Here is an 18,671-nt window from a genome sequence, read left to right on the forward strand (position 1 = left end):
CGGGGCCGCAGTGAAATAGTGGTCGGACCCCATACGGTGAGCGTACCGGACAGCGCGGGCTAAGGTTAAGGCTCGCGAGGAAACCAGAGACAGGAACGGATGACGGAGACGAAGACACCCTCCACCGACGACCAGACGGTCGACCGCGTGCTGGCGAACGCAGAGAAGCGCTCCGAGGTGCGCACGTTCGGCGCCGCGCAGGCACTCCAGGACGAAGCGACGGGCCGCGCATTCGACGGCCGACGGCGAACAGTGGGACCTCGAAGATCGGCACGCGCTGCGGCGCGTGGGTGGTCTGTCCACCGAACTCGAGGACGTCACCGAGGTCGAGTACCGCCAGCTCCGGCTGGAAAACGTCGTGCTCGTCGGGGTTGTACCCGCAGGGTGCCCAGGAGGACGCGGAGAATTCGCTGCGCGAACTCGCGGCGCTCGCGGAGACAGCGGGCGCGGTCGTGCTCGACGGCGTGCTGCAGCGCCGCCCGCACCCGGATGCCGCCACCTACCTCGGGCGAGGCAAGGCCCAGGAGCTGAAGGGACATCGTCGCGGCGGTCGGCGCCGACACGGTCATCGCCGACACCGAGCTGGCGCCCAGCCAGCGACGAGCGCTCGAGGACGTCGTGAAGGTCAAGGTGATCGACCGACCACTGTGATCCTCGACATCTTCAGCCAGCATGCCAAAAGCCGGGAGGGCAAGGCCCAGGTCGAGCTCGCACAGCTCGAGTACCTGCTGCCGCGCCTGCGTGGTTGGGGTGAATCGATGAGCCGTCAGGCCGGTGGACAGGTCGGCGCCGGCGGCGCCGGTATGGGTTCGCGCGGTCCTGGTGAGACGAAGATCGAGCTCGACCGTCGACGCATCCGGACGAAGATGGCGCTGCTGCGCAAAGCAGATCCGCGACTTCGCCCCGGCGCGTGAGGCGAAGCGCGCCGAGCGCAAGCGGAACACGATCCCGTCTGTCGCCATCGCCGGATACACGAACGCCGGAAAGTCCAGTCTGCTCAATGCGCTGACGAGCGCGGGCGTCCTCGTGGAGAACGCGCTGTTCGCCACCCTCGACGCGACCGTGCGGCGCTCGGAGACCGAGGACGGCCGCGTGTACACGCTGACCGACACCGTCGGCTTCGTGCGCAACCTGCCGCACCAGCTCGTCGAAGCCTTCCGTTCGACGCTGGAGGAGGTCGGGGGACGCAGACGTCGTCCTCCACGTGGTCGACGGCTCGCACCCCGATCCGGCCGGACAGCTGCAGACCGTGCGTGACGTGATGGGCGACGTCGGTGTGCGTGACATGCCGGAGCTCGTCGTCTTCAACAAGGCCGATCTGATCCCCGAAGACGAGCGGCTGGTTCTCCGCGGCCTGGAGCCGCGGGCGCACTTCGTGTCGTCGCGGTCGGGGGAGGGCATCGCCGAACTCCGTGCAGCCATCGAGGAGGCCCTGCCGAAGCCCGCGGTCGAGCTCCACGCCGTGATCCCTTACGACCGTGGAGACCTTGTCGCCGCGATCCACGAGACCGGGATGCTGCTATCGGTCGAGCACGAGGAGGCGGGTACCGCCGTCCACGCGCACGTGTCGGAGCGCCTCGCCGCCGACCTCGCCCCCTTCGTCGTCGCCGACTGAGGGCGCGGGTCAGCGAGCGAGGAACCGCGCCTCGACGGTTGCCGTGAGCACGATATCCTGCGGCTCGTACTCCATGGCCGGGGCGGCATCGGCCGCGAAGGCGACGGCGCCGCGTGCCTCCCGAGCGGAGCGCCCGGCGCCGGCGTCGTGGAGGAGAGCAGGCCGGTGTCAGCGATCTCCACGGGAGTCACCTGGGCGAGACCGAGAGCAGCGGCGTAGGCCTCGGCCCTCGTCACGGCCACGCCGACGGCCTGTGCGGCGACCTCTCGTTCCACGCGGACGCGGGTCTCCGGGGTGAGATGCCAGTCGACCCAACCGATCTCGACACCGTCCCACGCGGAGATATCGGAGATCCAGAGGGAAAGCTCCGAGGCCTCCGCGAAGGTCGCGGTCACGTCGATGCTCGCGTAGTACACCGGGGCGAGACGCTTCCCCTCGGCATTCCACGGGCGCTCGGCACGCACCGAGAGTCGCGTGCTGCTCCAGTCGAGGGCGGTGCCGGCATCCACACGTCCCACGATGCTGCTGCGGACGGGTTCGGTCAGACGCAGGACGTGGTCGACGACGGTCGCGCGCTCCGGACCCTCTGCGCGCACCGTGACGCGGATGGTCGCCCGTTCCGGCGACAGACGCGCCTCGTGTTCGCCGCGGACGGTGACTGTCACATCGCTCATGGGCCGACTCTACGCGACGGGCATCGGCGGCGGGGAATGGCGGCCGAGGCGCGAACGTTGTAGTCTGAGATACTCGGGTGCTCATCGCCCGGAGTGACAATTCCACAGTGTGACAGCGGCTCCTTCGAGAGAAGGACCACGGGGCTGATCGGTTTTCGACAGCGCCTGTGAATCCACGAGAAGCGGGCCGAGGATGCAGAGTTATCTCGTAAACGCTCTCTGCAAAACAATAGTTGCCGAAACCAAGCGCAACGACTTCGCCCCTCGCTGCCTAAGCGAGCCCGATAGTCCGTCAGACCGTATGTGATTCCGATACGGATCCTGGCGTCATCTAGGAATCTTGCTGCGTGACGGCGTCTGGACGTCACGTGGGACTCTTCCCAGGCTGGGCTCGTCGACTTAGGTGTCTGTGACAAAGGTCGGAGCCGAGCAGAACGCTTCCACAGACTGCGCCCGGAGAAGGCGTGGAGACTCAGCGTTGGACGGGGGTTCGATTCCCCCCAGCTCCACCAGGTCGCTGTCACCAGAAAGAAGCCCCGGTGGCTCGGACTCTCGTCCGGGACACCGGGGCTTCTCCTATGAGGTCACCCAGCGGACGCCGTCGGCGTCCGGATGGAAGCGGTGCGCGGCGTCCGTCTCCAGCTCCTCCATGAGGGGGGACGATGACGCTCCACAGCGCCCCAGTGCTCTGATGTCCCCTCTCCGCCCTGGACACGACCCTCCCCACCGCGCGGCATTCGGGGAGCGCCACGCGCATGCCGAATCGCGAGCCGGCGGGGGTCGGCACCCTGAGCAGTCAACGATCCGGGCATCGACCGTCACCTCCGTCAGCTGGAATCCGAGGGCACGAGGATCGTTCCCCGCGCCCTGGCCCACGCCTCGCGGACTGCTGCCACCAGCGGCTCCGCAACGACATCGATCGTCATCGAGAAGTCCTTCCGATCATGAGCGCCGGGCGATGATCGGCGTGACCGGCCATCGACGCTCGCACCTCTCGTATCTCGCACGAGTCCCCTGATCCGGCCAGAGTATCGACGTATGCCAGGAGCCGTCTGTCCCCTCTTCGGGGGACGTCACTCAGCGGTGGGCGCTCATACAGACATGCTCGCGCTCAGATCCCGGCGGCCATGAACTCCAGAGGACCTGACTGCCTCTGGTGACGGATGGAACGCGGGGCCTACGATTCGCACATGGGGTTCATCATGTACGACGGCACGAGCCAGCTCCACATCGAAGACCGAGCGCTCGCGCACCTCAAGGTCGTGATCGCGACGAAGCTCCGACGCAACGAGAGCTTCACGGTGTCCTGGACCCACCCCGAGGGAGAGGCCTACGGTCGCTCTACGATCTGGCTGCATCCGGCGATCCCGCTGCGCTTCACGTTCGAAGGTCGGGAGCCGCCGAAACTGAATCCGCAGTGGATCGAGGATCTGATGCAGTCGGCCAACTCGACTGGGGGGATCCACCTCGTCGACGAGATCGTCCAGGGGTCGACGCCCGGACGAGACGACAGGAGCCCCGCCTCGTCATGAGGCGGGGCTCCTGTGTTCGACAGGCTCAGTGCGAGCGGTCCGGATCCTCCGCGAGGACGTCGTCCCCGTCATCGTCGGACCCATCCGTGGGCGGAACCGTTCGCGGCTCGCCCTTGTTGTCCTCGGCGCCGAGGTTGTCGTTCTCCTCCGGGCCGGGGGAGGGCTCGGTGCTGATGTCGTTGCGGTCGCTGTCGTTAGCCATGCGCGTTCCTTTCCTCGACGAATACCTCCAGCATGCTCTCTCCGCGGAGAGGAGCCCAGACGCTTGACAACGTCGTCGGGATGATGCGCTGCTCAGTCCCGGCCTTCGACCAGAAGCAGCCCCTGTTTGGTGTCGGCGACCTTCACCCAGCCGTCGCCGAAGAGGTACGTCATGCCGTAGCCGTCTTCGTCGGTGCTCATCGCGTACTGAGGGTCCTCCGTGACGTAGACGCCCTGGGCGCTCTCCTCGCTCCGCCAGCCCTCGTCCTCGAGGCCCTCCCGCGCCCGTTCGGCGTCGGCGGGGGAGAGCGCAGACCAGCCGTACATCTGACCGTGATCGGACGGGACGGTGAAGTCCGCCCAGAAGCACAGGAGTCCCTCCGAGAGCTCGACGCCGCCGACGCGGAATTCCCGCGGCTCGGCGGTCCACCCGGCTTCGGTGAGGGCGGCGACCGTGCCCTCCGAGATCATCGACTCGCACGTCAGCTCATCCGTGGCCGCCGGCGTCGCCGCGGCGTCACCCGCGGCGGACGTGGGCTCCTGCGAGGGCGACGGGTCGGGTGCGCCGTCGTCGGTACACGCCGTGAGGAGCGCCCCGATCAGTACGAGGCTGGTCAGAGCCGCGAGTCGTCGGGGGTTCATGGTGCCTCGGAGGTATCAGTCGTGCAGAAGACGGAGGAAGTCGTCGTGAAGGATGCCGTTGGTGGCGAGTGTCGAGCGCGCCGAGATCGTCTCGGAACCGTCGAAAGCCGTCATGCGCCCACCCGCCTCGGTGACAATGGCCACGGCGGCGGCGATGTCGTATTCCTTCACATCGAACTCGGCGACGGCTTCCAATCGTCCCTCCGCCAGGAGCATGTACGCATAGACATCGCCGTACGCCCCGATCGCGCCAGACGTGCTCGCTCAGACGCAGCAGGGCGTCCAGCTGCCCGGCGTCGCGCCACTGGGCGATGCTCTGGAAACTCACGCTGGCCTCATCCAGCGCCGAGACGGAGGAGGTGGCGAGGCGTCGCTCCGTGCGGTCATCGACGGTCCAGGCGCCGTGTCCCGTCGCCGCCCACCACCGTCGACCGAGCGCCGGCATGCTGACCACGCCGACCCGTGGCACACCGTCGATCGCGAGAGCGATCATCGTGCCCCACAGCGGGACGCCCCGGAGGAAGTTCGCCGTGCCGTCGATCGGATCGATGATCCACTGCCGGACGGTGCTGCCCTGGGCGCCGAACTCCTCGCCGAAGATGCCGTCGTCGGGACGTTCCTCCTCGAGGAGTCGGCGGATCGCGCGCTCCGTGGCGAGGTCGGCGTCGGTCACGTGGGAGTGATCCGCCTTCGTGGAGATCTCCAGATCCGCAGCGTCGAACCGGGGGAGCGACTGCGCGTCCGCGGCGTCGGCGAGGCGAAGGGCGAGCTGGAGATCTGCGCGCAGGTCAGCGGCGTCGGAAGTGGCGGTCACGCTCTCAGAATAGTCGCCGTCATCGACGCAGCCGCAGAGACCATCGGCCAGGATCGCGGGGCGAAACGCCCGAGCCACGCCCGGGTCGCCGTGGATTTCGTCTCGACGCCAACCGCTGGTAATGTAATTCCTCGGTCGGGGTTATCCCGGGCCACGCACCTCTAGCTCAATCGGCAGAGCAACTGACTCTTAATCAGTGGGTTCAGGGTTCAAGTCCCTGGGGGTGCACGGAACAAGCCTCAGAGATCTCGCCATCTCCGAGGCTTTTTCTTTTGTCTGTACGAACGAGACGCTCGCTGCATCCACGGTCGCGTCCATGCCGGCCGCCAGGGTGCTCTTAGCGGGATCGAAACCGCACCTCTGCAGGCTAGGGCAGGAGCCTTTTCGAGCCCGCACGGAGCGTGCGGGTCGACCTGCGCGAGGGGGAAACGCGCGCTCGGGTGGGCGGTTCGCGCGTCAGGCGCGACGGACGGACAGCAACTGCCAGCCCTCGGGCACTTTGGCCTCGATGCCTGCCATGTCGTCGGCCTCGATCTGCTCGACGCCGTCGATGCGATGGAACGTTCCCGTCGCCTCCATCTTCGCCTCGCCCTTGAGCATGCGCACCGGGGCGGACGTGAGCGCGTAGCCCGGCTCGCGATGAGCATCGAGCTGCGTGTGGACGTCTTCGAGGGATGTCCCGGTGACGTCGACGGTCATGGATCCTCGGGGGCGGATGAGAGCGACGAGCATCGGTCCAGTCTACGAGCGGGCCGTGCTCCTCAGAGATCCCAGTCGAGCGTCGAACGGGCGTCGATGGGGGCATCCTGCCCCGTGTCCTCGCGGATGAGGTAGACGACCACCCGGGATTGGGCCGTGATGAGCACGCTCGTCAGCGCATCGCCCGTCGCCAAGTCGACGAAGGTCGGTTGCGAGCGGGCGGCCGCTTCGATCCGAGACATGAGGTCCGCGACGTCCGTGCTGCGAGGCAGGAGGAAGTCGTGCCCATCGATCTCGATGTGCGTCGTCGTCATTCCCGTATGGTTCCCCATGGCTCCACGGTACGAAGGGACAGGACCGATACGAAGGGGGGGTTGAACCCGCTCCGTCGGCGTGTTAGGAGCGCGTGAGAGCGCTCTCGCGCTCGTCCGGCTGCTGCTGCTCCGCGGGCTCGGGGACGAGATACAGCCCGCTCGGGGCGTTCGCCGTGAATGCGAGAGCCTCGATCCAGGCGCGGTTCACGCTGGGCTGCCGGCTGCCGTGGTACTTGTACACGAGCGAGCTGCCGGCATGGATCCAGACCGTCGTCCGGCCGCCGCCCATGCTGACGTCGTCCTTCCACGTGAAGCCGAAGGGCTCGCCACGGCGGAGCTTCGCGGTCATGACCAGCTGGATGTGAGTGAGAGCGCGGTCTTCGATATCGACCTTGACGCTGTTCTCGTAGATGAACTTGCCCATTGCAAGATTCCCTTCTCGCCACGGGAACCTGTGCCAAGAGGCGCGGACGCGATGACCGCTGGTGTGGGGTGTGCTCAGCGTTTCACACTTCTGCCCGTTCTCCTACCCGACCGGGGTGTCGTGCGTCGTCGCGTGTCTCCCCGTTTCAGGCCACCGGATCGAGAAGCGTGGGATCGGACGGGTCGACGGTGCGGGTGTTGCTCACCTTGCGGTCCACGACGTGGCCGCGGAGCGTCGCCGCGACGTCGGCGGAGGTGTGATCGAGCATTGCCAGCGTGTCCAACTTGGTCTGCCCGGCGAGCTTCTCCGGTGTGAGCCAGGCGTCCCACGTGTCGGGGGTCAGGAAGGCGGGCATCCGGTCGTGCACCTCGCCGCCGGCGTCGCGCGCCTCCCTGGTGACGACGACGAAGCAGCGCACCTTCTCGCCCTCGTGCTCCATCGACCAGGTGAGGCCGGCGGCGGCGAGCAGGCCGTCCCCGTGGAGGAAATGCGGCGTCTTGTGCCCCTTCTCACCTGTCCACTCGAAGTACCCGCGCATCGGGACGAGGCAGCGGGCCGCGGAGAACGCCGGCGCCCAGAATCCGGCGGCGAGCTTCTCCATCCGTGCATTGATCAGCGGGGCGCGCTGGGGACGGTTGGGGGGACTCTGCCAGTCCCACCGCACGAGTTCGAGGATGTGGCCCTCACCCCGGTCCCGGACGATGGGGGCGCTCTCGGTGGGCGCGATCGAGTAGGCGCCGTGCCAGGACTTCCACCAGTCCTCCGGTCGGCCGCCCTCGGCGACGAACTCCCGGATCAGCTCGTCCGTCGTCGCGTCGTTCGCGAATCGTCCGCACATGTCGTCGCCTCCCTGTCGTCGGTCACCCGACCGCGGCCGGTATCGCCTCCATCATGGGGCATGGCGCGGACATCCGGTCAGACGACCTCGATCACCGTGCCGGCGGTGAGGCTCGACAGCTGGGCGAAGGTCAGCGGCATGACGGTGTGCGGATGGCCCGCCGCCGCCCAGATCGCGTCGTGCTGCTGCAGGGCGCTGTCGATGAAGGTGGGGAGGGGTGCGGGATGGCCGACGGGCGCCACGCCGCCGATCGCCTGTCCTGTGGCCTCACGGACGACGGCGGGTTGCGCCATGGCCACCGCACGCGCCCCGATGCTCCGCGCGAGAACGGCGAGATCCGCCCGGTGCCCGCCGCTGGTCATGACGAGGACGGGGCGGCCGTCGGCGAGGAAGACGAGACTGTTGGCGATCGCGGCGACGTCGCAGTCGATGGCGGCCGCCGCCTCCGCAGCGGTGCGTGCCGAGTCCGGCAGGACCCGGATCTCGGTCTCGACACCGGCCGCAAGGAGGTGCTCCTGCACCCGTCGGCTGCGCTCGGGGAGGGAAGAGGGGTCGCTCATGCCCCCACGGTAGTCGAGCGGTCAGCCGGCGTCACCGACGAGGATCGCCGCCGCGTCCTCCGCGGTCGCGTCTGCAGGTTCGTCGTCGATGTGCGCGAGGACCTTCCGGCCGAGGAGGATCGTCAGCGCTGCCAGAAGGACGGCGGCGGCGGCGAAGAGGTACGGCACGGTCGCGCTGAACAGGTGCCACAGGAGCGCCGCGATCGGCGGGGCCATCGCGCCGCCGAGGAAGCGGACCGCGGAGTAGGCCGAGGAGGCGACGGAGCGGGGGAGGTCGGTCGCCTCCATCACGGCTTCGGTCAGCACGGTGTTCATGACGCCGAGCAGCAGGCCGCCCACGATGATGCACACGACGAGAGAGGCAGGTTCGGCGACCACCAGCCCCGCGACGACGAGGTCGACGGCGAGCAGCGGCAGCACGGTGAGGATGACGTGGGTCCTCGGCATCCGGCGCATCAGCACGGGCGCGACCCACACGCTGGTGACCGCGAGGGCGACGCCCCAGCCGAAGAACGTCAGGCCGATGCCCATGGCCCCGAAGCCCAGGGGGAACGGCGAGAACGCCAGCAGCACGAAGAAGCCGATGTTGTAGAACAGGGCGGCCACGGCGAGGATCGCGAGAGCGGGACGGCGCAGAGCGGTGAAGGGGGCGGAGAACTTCACGGGGGTGCGCTTCTCGCCCGGCCCTCGCAGCAGCACCAGGACGGCGATGAACGCGATGGCCATCAGGGCGACGACGCCGAAGAACGGTCCGCGCCAGCTCTGCTCGCCGAGGATGCCGCCGAGCAGCGGGCCCACGGCGATGCCGAGGCCGAGAGCAGCCTCGTACAGCACGATCGCCGCACTGCTGCCGCCGGATGCCGCGCCGACGATGGTGGCCAGCGCGGTCGAGATGAACAGCGCGTTGCCCAGACCCCAGCCGGCCCGGAATCCGATGACGGCGTCGACGCTGCCGCTGATCGCGCAGAGGAAGGCGAACACCACGATCAGGCCGAGTCCGACCAGGAGCGTGGCCTTGGCGCCGATCCGGCTGGAGATCCAGCTCGTGACGAGCATCGCGAGGCCGGTGACCAGGAGGTAGCTGGTGAACAGGAGCTCCGTCTCGACCGGCGTCGCTTCCAGGGACTCCGCGATCGCCGGGAGGATCGGATCGACGAGGCCGATGCCCATGAAGGCGACGACGCACGCGAAGGCGACGGCCCACACCTGGGCGGGCTGCTTCCAGACCGATGGGGTGCGGGATGCGGGGGCGGTGTTCAACGGATCTCTCCTGTCCGGTCTGCGGAGGTGCGGGCGGCGAGGATCTCTGCCGCACGGGTGAGGGCGTGCCAGTCATCGTCGTCGAGGTCGGCGAACCGCGGCGCGATCGTCTCCCGGAACTCGGAGCGCCAGGCAGTCAGGGCCGCCGTCCCGTCCCGGGTCACGGCGACGACGGTGGCACGGGAGTCGTCGGCATCGGGGGAGCGATGCACGAGACCCTCGCGTTCGAGCGTGCCGAGCAGCCGGGTCATCCCGGGCTGCGTGGTGCGAGCTGCTGCGGCGAGCTCGCCGACACGGCGGGGACCGGACTGATCGAGCAGGCTGAGCACCCGCCACTGCGCCGCGGGGGCGTCGTTCCCTGCGTCCTGGGCGGCGATGCGGCCCAGCGCGTACCCCGACAGGACGAGTGACGGGATGACCTCCGAGCGATTCATACCAGAAAGTATATACCTACTGATATGTATCGAGGTCACCGCCGGGCGTGGGCGATCCTCGCCGAGAGCTGATGGGCGTGGGCGAGGAGGATCCGGCCCAGCTCGGCCTGACGCTCCGGGCCGAAGCGGAAGGCGACACCGGTGAGGCTGAGCGCCCACTCCGGGCGCCCTGCACGGTCGAACACCGCCGCGCCGAGGCCCCAGCTCCCCTCGACGATCAGGCCGGGGTTGACGGCGAATCCGCGTTCCTTCGTCTCGGCGAGGCGCTTCCGCAGCGGGCGCTCGCCATGAGCGCGCCCCCAGCTCTCGACGAGCTCAGGATGGCGCTCCAGATAGGCATCCACATCATGGTCGGGGAGGAACGCGAGGATCGCGAGGCCGGCGCTCGCCACTCCGAGCGGGAAGCGCACCCCCTCGCTCAGCACGAAGGAGCGGATGGGGAACGAGCCCTCCTCGCGCAGCAGGCAGACCGTCTCGTCCGCGCGCCGGACGGAGAAGAAGGCGCTCTCCTCGGTCTTCACGGCGAGCGACCGCACGATGTCCCGGGCCAGGGCCGTCACGTCGTATCGAGCGGCGGCCACGGATCCCATGAGGAAAAGCTCGGGTCCCGGCATCCAGCGGCTGCTGTCGCCGTCCCGGTCCACGAGCCCCTCCACGCGCAGGGCGCTGAGCAGGCGATGCGTCGTGGGGCGGGAGAGACCGGCGCTGCCGGCGAGTTCCTGCAGGGTGGCGCCGTCGGTGCCGGCGGCCGTCACCAGTCGCAGGAGCCGCGCCGCCCGCGCGACAGCCTGAGTGCCGGGGACGGGGTTCGTCGCAGTGTCCACATCGTGGACGCTAGTGGCGCGGGCGTCCACATCGCAAGAGGGAGCTGGCCGTGACTCCGCCGGGGCGGGAGGCTGGTGGGGACACGGAACCGAAGGAGCAGACGTGATCGACAAGCAGTGGGAATCCGCGGAGGCCGCCGTCGCCGACATTCCGGACGGCGCTTCGCTCGCCGTCGGAGGCTTCGGACTCTCCGGGAACCCGATCGCGCTCATCGAAGCGCTCCTCGCACAGGGCACGACCGACCTGAGCGTGGTGAGCAACAACTGCGGGGTGGACGACTGGGGGCTCGGCGTGCTGCTCGCCGCGCAGCGCATCCGCAAGATGACCTCGTCGTACGTGGGGGAGAACAAGGAGTTCGAGCGGCAGTTCCTGTCCGGGGAGCTCGAGCTGGAGCTGACGCCGCAGGGCACGCTCGCCGAGAAGCTGCGAGCGGGAGGATCCGGGATCGCCGCGTTCTACACCCAGACGGGCGTCGGCACCCAGGTGGCCGACGGGGGCCTGCCCCGCCGGTATCACCCCGACGGATCGATCGCGGTGGGATCACCGCCCAAGGACGTGCGCACGTTCGCGGTGCACGGCGAGCCCCGCGAGTTCGTGCTGGAGGAGGCCATCACCACCGACTTCGCCCTGGTGCATGCGGCGCGCGGCGACCGGCACGGCAACCTCGTGTTCCGCAAGGCAGCCCGGAACTTCAACCCGCTCGCCGCGATGGCCGGACGCGTGTGCATCGCGCAGGTGGAGCGGCTCGTGGAACCGGGGGAGCTGGATCCGGACACGATCCACTTGCCCGGGGTCTTCGTGCACCGGATCGTCGAGGTCGGCGAGGACATCCCCAAGCGCATCGAGCGGCGGACCGTCGCCGCGGAAGGAGCCTGACATGGCGCTCACCAGAGATCAGATGGCCGCGCGCGCTGCGGTCGAGCTCCCGGACGGCGCGTACGTGAACCTCGGCATCGGCCTGCCCACGCTCGTCCCGAACCACGTCCCGTCCGACGTGACCGTGGTGCTGCAGTCGGAGAACGGCATCCTCGGGGTCGGGCCCTACCCGCGGGAGGACGAGGTCGACCCGGATCTCATCAACGCGGGGAAGGAGACGGTGACCACGCTCCCCGGAGCGGCGTTCTTCGACTCCGCCCTCAGCTTCGGCATGATCCGCGGCGGGAAGATCGATGCCGCCATCCTCGGGGCGATGCAGGTCTCTGCCTCCGGCGACCTCGCGAACTGGATGATCCCGGGCAAGATGGTCAAGGGCCCCGGGGGCGCCATGGACCTCGTGCACGGCGCCGGACGGGTGATCGTGCTGATGGAGCACGTCGCCAAGGACGGCTCGGCGAAGATCGTCGACGCCTGCACGCTGCCGCTGACCGGCCGCGGCGTCGTGGACCGGATCATCACGGACCTCGCGGTGATCGACGTGACGCGGGAGGGCCTCGTGCTGGTCGAGGTCGCGCCCGATGTCACGGTGCAGCAGGTACGGGAGGCCACGGAGCCGTCCCTCCGCCTCGCCCGGAACTGGAGAACGGAAGGACCGAGCAATGAGTGAGAACGATGTCGTCATCGTCGCCGCGGCGCGCACCCCGCAGGGCCGGCTGAAAGGACAGCTCGCCGCCTTCACCGCGCCGCAGCTCGGATCGTTCGCGATCCGCGGCGCCCTGGAGCAGGGGGGGAGTGGATCCGGCAGACGTCGACGCGGTGATCGTGGGACAGGTGCTCGCCGCCGGATCCGGGCAGAACGCCGCCGTCAGGCGGCGATCGGCGCAGGATCGGCTGGGACGTGCCCCGCGCACTCCGTGAACAAGGGTGCCTGTCCGGGCTCACCGCGGTGATCGACGCGGCGCGCATGATCCGGACCGGGGACGCCGAGGTGGTCGTTCGCCGCCGGCATGGAGTCCATGACCCGCGCGCCGCACCTGCTCATGGGATCGCGCGACGGCTGGACCTACGGCACCGTCGAGGTCCTCGACCACATGGCCTACGACGGGCTGACGGACGCCTACGACGGGAGGAGCATGGGCGCGTCGACGGAACGGCACAACGCGCGATACGAGCTCACCAGAGAGATGCAGGACCAGGTGGCGGCGCTCTCGCATCAGCGGGCCGCCGCCGCCCAGGAGCGGGGGTGCTGGACGCGGAGATCGTCGCCGTCCGAGGTGCCGCAGCGCCGGGGCGAGCCCGTGCGGGTGACCCGAGACGAGGGGGTGCGCCCGAGACCACGGTGGAGACCCTCGCGGGACTGCGTGCCGCCTTCGCCGAGGGCGGGTCGATCACCGCAGGCAACTCGTCCCAGATCTCGGACGGCGCCTCCGCCGTGGTCGTCACGACGCGTGGGACGGCCGAGGCCAAAGGCTGGCCGGTGCTCGTGACCGTCGGGGCGAGCGGCCAGACCGCCGGCCCGGACAACTCGCTCCAGGCGCAGCCGGCGCGGGCGATCGAGCAGCGCGTGCCGAAAACAGGGCATCACGCCGCAGGATCTGGGATCTCGTGGAGATCAAACGAGGCGTTCGGGGCCGTGGTCGCCCGCTCGGCAGACCGAGCTCGGGGCTGCACGGCGACATCGTCAACGTGCACGGCGGCGGCATCGCGATCGGTCATCCGATCGGCGCCTCCGGCAACCGTCTCGTGGTGCACGTCGCGCACGAGCTGGCCCCGCCGGGGTGGCGGAACCGCGGCGGTCGGCCTGTGCGGCCGGCGGCGGTCAGGGCGAGGCGCTGATCCTCACCCGTTGACGCGGGAGGCGCGGGGGTGCGTCAGGACCGCTTGTCCTGGGCGTGCCCCTGCGCATCGGCGAGGGCCTTCTGCGAACGGAACTGCAGACGCTGCGCCTTCTTGGACTTCTTCACCGACTGTGGGGAGTCGGCGTCCACCGGCACGCCCGTGGCGTTCGCGGCGCATGTCGACGACCGCGCCGACCGCGAGCGCCATCGTGATGCCCCACGCTCACCCACGACAGGAGAGAGCCGCCAGGTGATGGGTTCATTGCGGGTGCCGCGCAGCAGCGAGATCCCAGCCGAGATCGCGGCGACGAGTCCGGTGCTGAAGAGGTAGCGCATGCCCCTACGGTACCCGCAGCCGGGGCGCGGGGGACGGAGCCTTGACAAGCCGGGGGAGAGAGGCTGGCAGGGCGTCCGTCCAGGGCCACCGGATATCATGGGAGGGTCGCGGTTCACCCGCGGCCGCAAGAAACCGTGTATCTACCGGCCGTCGGCGTCTCCGGCGGACAGCGGCGGCACCCGACACGCGTCATCGACGCGCGAGAGCCATGACACACACCAGCACCACGCCTGACACCGCCGAGCCGAGCCTCTTCCGCCTCGCCGGCCTGCCGTACTTCCTCATCGCGTTCATCGCGCGACTGCCGTTCGCCATGATGGTGGTCGGCGTCCTCACCGTCGTCGTGTCGGCGCGGGGGTCGCTCTCCCTCGGCGGACTCACTTCGGCTGCGGTCGGTCTCGGTACCGCCTGCTTCGGACCGCTCCTGGGCGCCGCCGCGACCGCTTCGGTCAGCGCACGGTCCTCCTCGCGCTCGCCGTGGGCAACGCGGCGATGCTCCTGCTCTTCACGGCGGTCGTCTACGGCCCGGCCGCTGACGGGTTCGTGCTCCTCGCCGCGATCGGCATCGGCGCGACCGCGCCCCAGGTGGCGCCGCTCTCGCGCTCCCGGTTGGTGACGATCATCGGCGAGTGGATGCCCGCGGAGCGCCGCGCGCGCACCGTCTCCGGCACGATGGCGTACGAGTCGGCCGCGGACGAGACCGTCTTCGTCTTCGGGCCCTTCCTCGTGGGTGTGCTCGCCTCGGCGCTCGCGCCGTGGGCCCCGCTGGTCGGGGCCGCCGCGCTGACCCTGGTGTTCGTCGGAGCCTTCGCCCTGCACCCGAGCGGGCGGCACGTCTCCCAGGACCGCACCGACGACGGTCGGGCACCGTCCGCCGTGTCCGACCTGTTCCGTCCGCAGCTCCTCATCGTCGTCCTCGGCATCCTCGGCGTCGGGATCTTCTTCCGCACCATGCTCACCACGCTCACCTCGTTCATGGCCGACCTCGGAGCCCCGGAGCAGGCGGGGCTGCTGTACGGCGTGATGGCGTCGGCTCCGCGCTGCTGGCCCTCGGCGTCGCCTGGCTCCCCGTCCGGTTCTCCCTGCGCGCGCGCTGGCTCGTGTTCTCGGGATCCTGCTCGCCGGATCGCTGCTCCTCGGCATCGTCGACTCCCCGGCGGGCATGATGCTGGCCCTGGCCATCATGGGCATCGGCATCGGTCCGACCCTCGTCACCCAGTACAGCTTCGGAGCCGCTCGAAGCCCCCGTGGCCGGTCGGCGACGGTGATGACGATGCTCGGCTCCGGCGTGATCGTCGGTCAGTCGATCGGCGCCGCGGTGGCGGGGGAGATCGCTGAGAGCCTCGGCACCTCCGCTGCGCTCGTCCTCCCGATGATCGCGGCCGGCATCGCGTTCGCGGCGGGCCTCGGGAACTGGGCTCTCAGCGGTGTGCACCGCGCGGCGTCCGCTGTCAAGGCCTGAGGGAGGACCGGCGGTCGGCGCGCATCCTCGATAGGTTGGAAGCTACTGGACGAGGAGTGCCCTGTGACCGCTGCTGATTTCGTCGTCGTCGCCAACCGCCTCCCGGTGGACCGGGTCGTGGGCCCCGACGGCGAGGAGACCTGGCGGACGTCGCCCGGCGGCCTCGTCGCCGCGCTCGAGCCCATGATGCGCCGCGTACACGGCGCCTGGGTCGGCTGGCCGGGCCAGCCCGACGTGGAGCTCGAGGCCTTCGACGCCGACGGCATCCACCTGATCCCGGTGGCGTTGAGCTCCGACGAGGTCGCCGACTACTACGAGGGCTTCGCCAACGACACGATCTGGCCGCTGTACCACGACGTCATCGCGCCGCCGCAGTATCACCGCGAGTGGTGGGACGCGTACGTGCGGGTGAACCGACGCTTCGCGGAGGCGGCCGCGGCCGCGGCCGCGCAGGACGGCACCGTCTGGGTGCACGACTATCAACTCCAGCTGGTGCCGCAGATGGTCCGCGAGCTGCGCCCCGACGTCACCATCGGCTACTTCCACCACATCCCCTTCCCGGCCCACGGCCTCTATGCCCAGCTTCCCTGGCGGGACCAGGTGCTGCGCGGACTGCTCGGCGCCGACGTCATCGGCTTCCAGCGGGCGCAGGACGCGACCTACTTCCTCACCGCGGTCCGGCGCCGGCTGCGCTACGAGGTGAAGGGGTCGAGCATCGCGGTCCCGGATGAGGGGGGCTCGCGGACGGCCATCGCCAAGGCCTTCCCGATCTCCATCGACACCGCCCCGTACCTCGAACTCGCCGCCCGCGAAGACGTCAGGGCGCGGGCCGCGGAGATCCGCGCCAGCCTCGGCAACCCCAAACGCATCCTCCTCGGCGTCGACCGCCTGGACTACACCAAGGGCATCGGGCACCGGATCAAGGCATACGGCGAGCTCCTCGAAGACGGCCGCCTGGACGTGGAGGACGTCACCCTCATCCAGGTGGCGAGCCCGAGCCGGGAGCGGGTCGACGCCTATGCGCACCTCCGGGACGAGATCGAGCTCGCGGTGGCCCGCATCAACGGCGACCACGACACGGTCGGTCACTCCGCCATCCGCTACCTCCACCAGGGGTACCCGCGCGAGGAGATGGTCGCTCTGTACCTCGCGGCCGACGTCATGCTCGTGACAGCGCTGCGTGACGGCATGAACCTGGTGGCGAAGGAGTACGTGGCCACCCGGACAGACAACCGCGGCGTCCTCGTGCTCAGCGAGTTCACCGGCGCGGCGGACGAGCTCCGCCAGGCCGTGCGCGTCAACCCGCACGACATCGCGGGCCTCAAGGACGCGATCATGGAGGCGGTGGAGATGTCCCCCGCCGAGCAGGCGCGGCGCATGCGCTCCCTCCGCCGCCGGGTGCTGGACAACGATGTGAACGCCTGGTCGTCATCCTTCCTCGACGCTCTGGCCGACGTCCGCCGCCGCTGACCGCACTCCCTGCACACCCTTCTTCTCGATCGGAGACACCGTGACGCGCCCCTGGATCCCCGGAACCGCCGACGCCGACCTCACCGCCCTCGCGACGACGCCGCGCTTGGTCGTGGCCCTCGACTTCGACGGCACCGCGTCCCCGCTCGTCGCGGACCCGATGGCCGCGCGGGCGCTGCCGGAGGTCGCCGTGCAGATGGCCCGTCTCGCGGCGATGCCCGACACGATCGTCGCCTACGTCTCCGGTCGCAGCATGCACGACCTCAGAGAGATCACCGAGCACACCGACGACTCCGTGGTCGTCCTCGCCGGCTCCCACGGCGCGCAGTACTGGTTCCCCGGTGAGGGTGCCGCCGACGCCCCGGGGGACACGACCGAGCTCGGGGCGCGCGAGGAGCTGTGGGCCGCCGCGCAGCCGATCATCGACCGCTACGAGGGCGCGGAGCTGGAGCCGAAGACCTTCGGCATGGGCGTGCACACCCGTCGCGCGGACCGGGAGACGGAGGAGAGGGTCTTCGCCGAGATCGACGCCCTCGTCGCCGAGCGCTTCCCGCAGTGGCGCCGGCGCGCCGGCCATCGGGTGCTGGAGTTCTCGTCGCGGAACGAGGGCAAGGACGCCGCGATGATCGCCCTTCGGGAGCGCTTCGACGCGACGGGCATCCTCTTCGCCGGTGACGACGTGACAGACGAGGATGCGATGCGTGTGCTGCAGGAGGGCGACCTCGGTGTGCGCGTCGGACCGGGGGAGAGCGCCGCGACCCTCCGTGTGGACTCTCCACAACAGATCGCCGCGCTTCTGGAGACGCTCGCGAACGAGAGGGCCGTCGCGCAGGAATAGACTCTCGTCATGTCCTCGCATGATCCCTCCACCAGCGCGCCCATCGACATCAAGCCCCGCAGTCGCGTCGTCACCGACGGCATCGAGGCCACGACCTCCCGCGGCATGCTCCGCGCGGTCGGGATGGGGGACGCCGACTGGGACAAGCCGCAGATCGGTATCGCGTCCAGCTGGAACGAGATCACGCCCTGCAACCTGAGCCTCGACCGGTTGGCGCAGGGGGCGAAGGAGGGCGTGCACTCCGGCGGTGGCTACCCGCTGCAGTTCGGCACCATCTCCGTCTCGGACGGCATCTCGATGGGCCATGAGGGGATGCACTTCTCGCTCGTGTCGCGCGAGGTCATCGCCGACTCGGTCGAGACCGTGATGATGGCCGAGCGCCTCGACGGCTCCGTCCTGCTCGCGGGCTGCGACAAGTCGATCCCCGGCATGCTCATGGCCAGCGCGCGCCTCGACCTGTCGAGCGTCTTCCTCTACGCCGGGTCGATCGCGCCGGGCTGGGTCAAGCTCTCCGACGGCACCGAGAAGGACGTCACGATCATCGACTCGTTCGAGGCGGTCGGCGCCTGCCGTGCCGGCCTCATGAGCGAGGAGGACCTCAAGCGCATCGAGTGCGCCATCGCTCCCGGTGAGGGCGCGTGCGGCGGCATGTACACCGCCAACACCATGGCCTCCGTCGCCGAGGCGCTCGGGCTCAGCCTGCCGGGCTCCGCCGCGCCGCCCGCTGCCGACCGCCGCCGCGACTATTTCGCGCACCGGTCGGGCGAGGCCGTCGTCAACCTGCTCCGTCAGGGCATCACGACGCGCGACATCCTCACCAAGGAGGCGTTCGAGAACGCGATCGCTCTCGCGATGGCCCTCGGCGGCTCGACCAACGTCGTGCTCCACCTCCTCGCGATCGCCCGGGAGGCCGAGGTCGAGCTGAGCCTGCACGACTTCAACCGCATCGGCGACAAGGTCCCGCACGTGGCCGACATGAAGCCGTTCGGCAAGTACGTCATGAACGACGTCGACCGGC

Annotated in this window: 20 protein-coding genes, 1 tRNA gene, 1 other RNA gene and 4 pseudogenes; 13 read left to right on the forward strand and 13 right to left on the reverse strand. The window is 69.6% G+C overall.

The genetic code is table 11. From position 1 onward, the window contains the following. Positions 1-99 precede the first annotated feature (99 nt). Positions 100-1,615: pseudogene (gene hflX, locus AB1285_RS26175) on the forward strand (GTPase HflX). A 155-nt stretch (positions 1,616-1,770) separates the two neighbouring features. On the opposite strand, the pseudogene AB1285_RS26180 reads toward hflX, so the two are convergent. Continuing rightward, positions 1,771-2,289: pseudogene (locus AB1285_RS26180) on the reverse strand (SIMPL domain-containing protein); the annotation flags it as partial. Between the two features lie 140 nt (positions 2,290-2,429). Here AB1285_RS26180 and ssrA point away from each other — a divergent pair. After that, positions 2,430-2,801, forward strand: a transfer-messenger RNA (tmRNA) gene (ssrA, locus tag AB1285_RS26185). Positions 2,802-3,479: 678 nt separating this feature from the next. After that, complete coding sequence (locus AB1285_RS26190; protein WP_187663902.1) at positions 3,480-3,821, forward strand: hypothetical protein; 342 nt, start codon at positions 3,480-3,482, stop codon at positions 3,819-3,821. Between the two features lie 25 nt (positions 3,822-3,846). On the opposite strand, the gene AB1285_RS26195 is transcribed toward AB1285_RS26190, so the two are convergent. The 3 genes and pseudogenes from AB1285_RS26195 to AB1285_RS26205 all read right to left on the reverse strand — a co-directional run bounded on the left by AB1285_RS26195 (position 3,847) and on the right by AB1285_RS26205 (position 5,556). Continuing rightward, a complete protein-coding gene (locus AB1285_RS26195; protein WP_187663903.1) occupies positions 3,847-4,023 on the reverse strand; it encodes a hypothetical protein in 177 nt (58 codons plus the stop codon). Between the two features lie 92 nt (positions 4,024-4,115). Continuing rightward, positions 4,116-4,664 carry a hypothetical protein gene (locus tag AB1285_RS26200; protein ID WP_280566405.1) on the reverse strand — a complete coding sequence of 183 codons (549 nt, stop codon included), beginning with the start codon at positions 4,662-4,664 and terminating at the stop codon, positions 4,116-4,118. 15 nt (positions 4,665-4,679) lie between these two features. Further along, positions 4,680-5,556: pseudogene (locus AB1285_RS26205) on the reverse strand (inositol monophosphatase family protein). A gap of 77 nt (positions 5,557-5,633) precedes the next feature. Between AB1285_RS26205 and AB1285_RS26210 the strand changes: the two are divergent. Further along, positions 5,634-5,706 (forward strand) — tRNA-Lys (locus AB1285_RS26210). Between the two features lie 228 nt (positions 5,707-5,934). On the opposite strand, the gene AB1285_RS26215 is transcribed toward AB1285_RS26210, so the two are convergent. From AB1285_RS26215 to AB1285_RS26250, 8 genes are all read right to left on the reverse strand, one after another. Beyond that, positions 5,935-6,210 carry a hypothetical protein gene (locus tag AB1285_RS26215; protein ID WP_268776422.1) on the reverse strand — a complete coding sequence of 92 codons (276 nt, stop codon included), beginning with the start codon at positions 6,208-6,210 and terminating at the stop codon, positions 5,935-5,937. A 29-nt stretch (positions 6,211-6,239) separates the two neighbouring features. Next, entirely contained in the window at positions 6,240-6,491 is a 252-nt protein-coding gene (locus AB1285_RS26220) for a hypothetical protein (RefSeq protein WP_187663907.1), read from the reverse strand. An 82-nt stretch (positions 6,492-6,573) separates the two neighbouring features. After that, complete coding sequence (locus tag AB1285_RS26225) at positions 6,574-6,915, reverse strand: ATP-dependent DNA ligase (protein WP_187663908.1); 342 nt, start codon at positions 6,913-6,915, stop codon at positions 6,574-6,576. A 145-nt stretch (positions 6,916-7,060) separates the two neighbouring features. Next, positions 7,061-7,753, reverse strand: a complete 693-nt coding sequence (locus tag AB1285_RS26230; RefSeq protein WP_268776420.1) for an SOS response-associated peptidase — start codon at positions 7,751-7,753, stop codon at positions 7,061-7,063. A gap of 77 nt (positions 7,754-7,830) precedes the next feature. Next, positions 7,831-8,313: a YbaK/EbsC family protein gene (locus tag AB1285_RS26235; RefSeq protein ID WP_370428915.1), complete on the reverse strand. Its 483-nt coding sequence runs from the start codon at positions 8,311-8,313 to the stop codon at positions 7,831-7,833. Between the two features lie 21 nt (positions 8,314-8,334). Next, positions 8,335-9,573 carry an MFS transporter gene (locus AB1285_RS26240; RefSeq protein ID WP_268776418.1) on the reverse strand — a complete coding sequence of 413 codons (1,239 nt, stop codon included), beginning with the start codon at positions 9,571-9,573 and terminating at the stop codon, positions 8,335-8,337. Continuing rightward, the gene (locus tag AB1285_RS26245) at positions 9,570-10,007 is read right to left on the reverse strand and encodes a MarR family winged helix-turn-helix transcriptional regulator (protein ID WP_259953925.1); all 438 of its coding nucleotides are present in this window, start codon (positions 10,005-10,007) and stop codon (positions 9,570-9,572) included. The genes AB1285_RS26240 and AB1285_RS26245 overlap by 4 nt, the downstream gene beginning before the upstream one ends. Positions 10,008-10,042: 35 nt before the next feature. Then, positions 10,043-10,831, reverse strand: coding sequence for an IclR family transcriptional regulator (locus AB1285_RS26250; RefSeq protein ID WP_259953924.1), 789 nt, complete (start codon positions 10,829-10,831; stop codon positions 10,043-10,045). Between the two features lie 103 nt (positions 10,832-10,934). Here AB1285_RS26250 and AB1285_RS26255 point away from each other — a divergent pair, with 103 nt between their 5' ends. The 4 genes and pseudogenes from AB1285_RS26255 to AB1285_RS26270 all read left to right on the forward strand — a co-directional run bounded on the left by AB1285_RS26255 (position 10,935) and on the right by AB1285_RS26270 (position 13,544). Continuing rightward, complete coding sequence (locus tag AB1285_RS26255) at positions 10,935-11,708, forward strand: CoA transferase subunit A (protein ID WP_292797183.1); 774 nt, start codon at positions 10,935-10,937, stop codon at positions 11,706-11,708. A 1-nt stretch (position 11,709) separates the two neighbouring features. Next, positions 11,710-12,375, forward strand: a complete 666-nt coding sequence (locus tag AB1285_RS26260; protein WP_429978203.1) for a CoA transferase subunit B — start codon at positions 11,710-11,712, stop codon at positions 12,373-12,375. Further along, positions 12,368-13,095, forward strand: a pseudogene (locus AB1285_RS26265) (acetyl-CoA C-acyltransferase); the annotation flags it as partial. The gene AB1285_RS26260 and the pseudogene AB1285_RS26265, both read left to right, overlap by 8 nt. 218 nt (positions 13,096-13,313) lie before the next feature. Further along, positions 13,314-13,544, forward strand: coding sequence for a hypothetical protein (locus tag AB1285_RS26270; protein WP_429978204.1), 231 nt, complete (start codon positions 13,314-13,316; stop codon positions 13,542-13,544). Between the two features lie 35 nt (positions 13,545-13,579). On the opposite strand, the gene AB1285_RS26275 is transcribed toward AB1285_RS26270, so the two are convergent. After that, entirely contained in the window at positions 13,580-13,882 is a 303-nt protein-coding gene (locus tag AB1285_RS26275; protein ID WP_429978205.1) for a hypothetical protein, read from the reverse strand. A 478-nt stretch (positions 13,883-14,360) separates the two neighbouring features. Here AB1285_RS26275 and AB1285_RS26280 point away from each other — a divergent pair, with 478 nt between their 5' ends. The 5 genes from AB1285_RS26280 to AB1285_RS26300 all read left to right on the forward strand — a co-directional run. Further along, positions 14,361-15,221 carry a hypothetical protein gene (locus AB1285_RS26280; RefSeq protein WP_429978206.1) on the forward strand — a complete coding sequence of 287 codons (861 nt, stop codon included), beginning with the start codon at positions 14,361-14,363 and terminating at the stop codon, positions 15,219-15,221. Then, complete coding sequence (locus tag AB1285_RS26285) at positions 15,202-15,345, forward strand: hypothetical protein (RefSeq protein ID WP_429978207.1); 144 nt, start codon at positions 15,202-15,204, stop codon at positions 15,343-15,345. Before AB1285_RS26280 ends, AB1285_RS26285 begins: the two co-directional genes overlap by 20 nt. Positions 15,346-15,408: 63 nt before the next feature. Further along, positions 15,409-16,815, forward strand: coding sequence for an alpha,alpha-trehalose-phosphate synthase (UDP-forming) (locus AB1285_RS26290; protein ID WP_187663918.1), 1,407 nt, complete (start codon positions 15,409-15,411; stop codon positions 16,813-16,815). A gap of 40 nt (positions 16,816-16,855) precedes the next feature. Continuing rightward, the gene (gene otsB / locus AB1285_RS26295) at positions 16,856-17,653 is read left to right on the forward strand and encodes a trehalose-phosphatase (protein WP_187663919.1); all 798 of its coding nucleotides are present in this window, start codon (positions 16,856-16,858) and stop codon (positions 17,651-17,653) included. Between the two features lie 9 nt (positions 17,654-17,662). After that, the coding region (locus tag AB1285_RS26300) for a dihydroxy-acid dehydratase (RefSeq protein ID WP_429978208.1) at positions 17,663-18,671 on the forward strand (1,009 nt) is incomplete at its 3' end.

Source organism: Microbacterium sp. NRRL B-14842 (genome assembly GCF_050470785.1).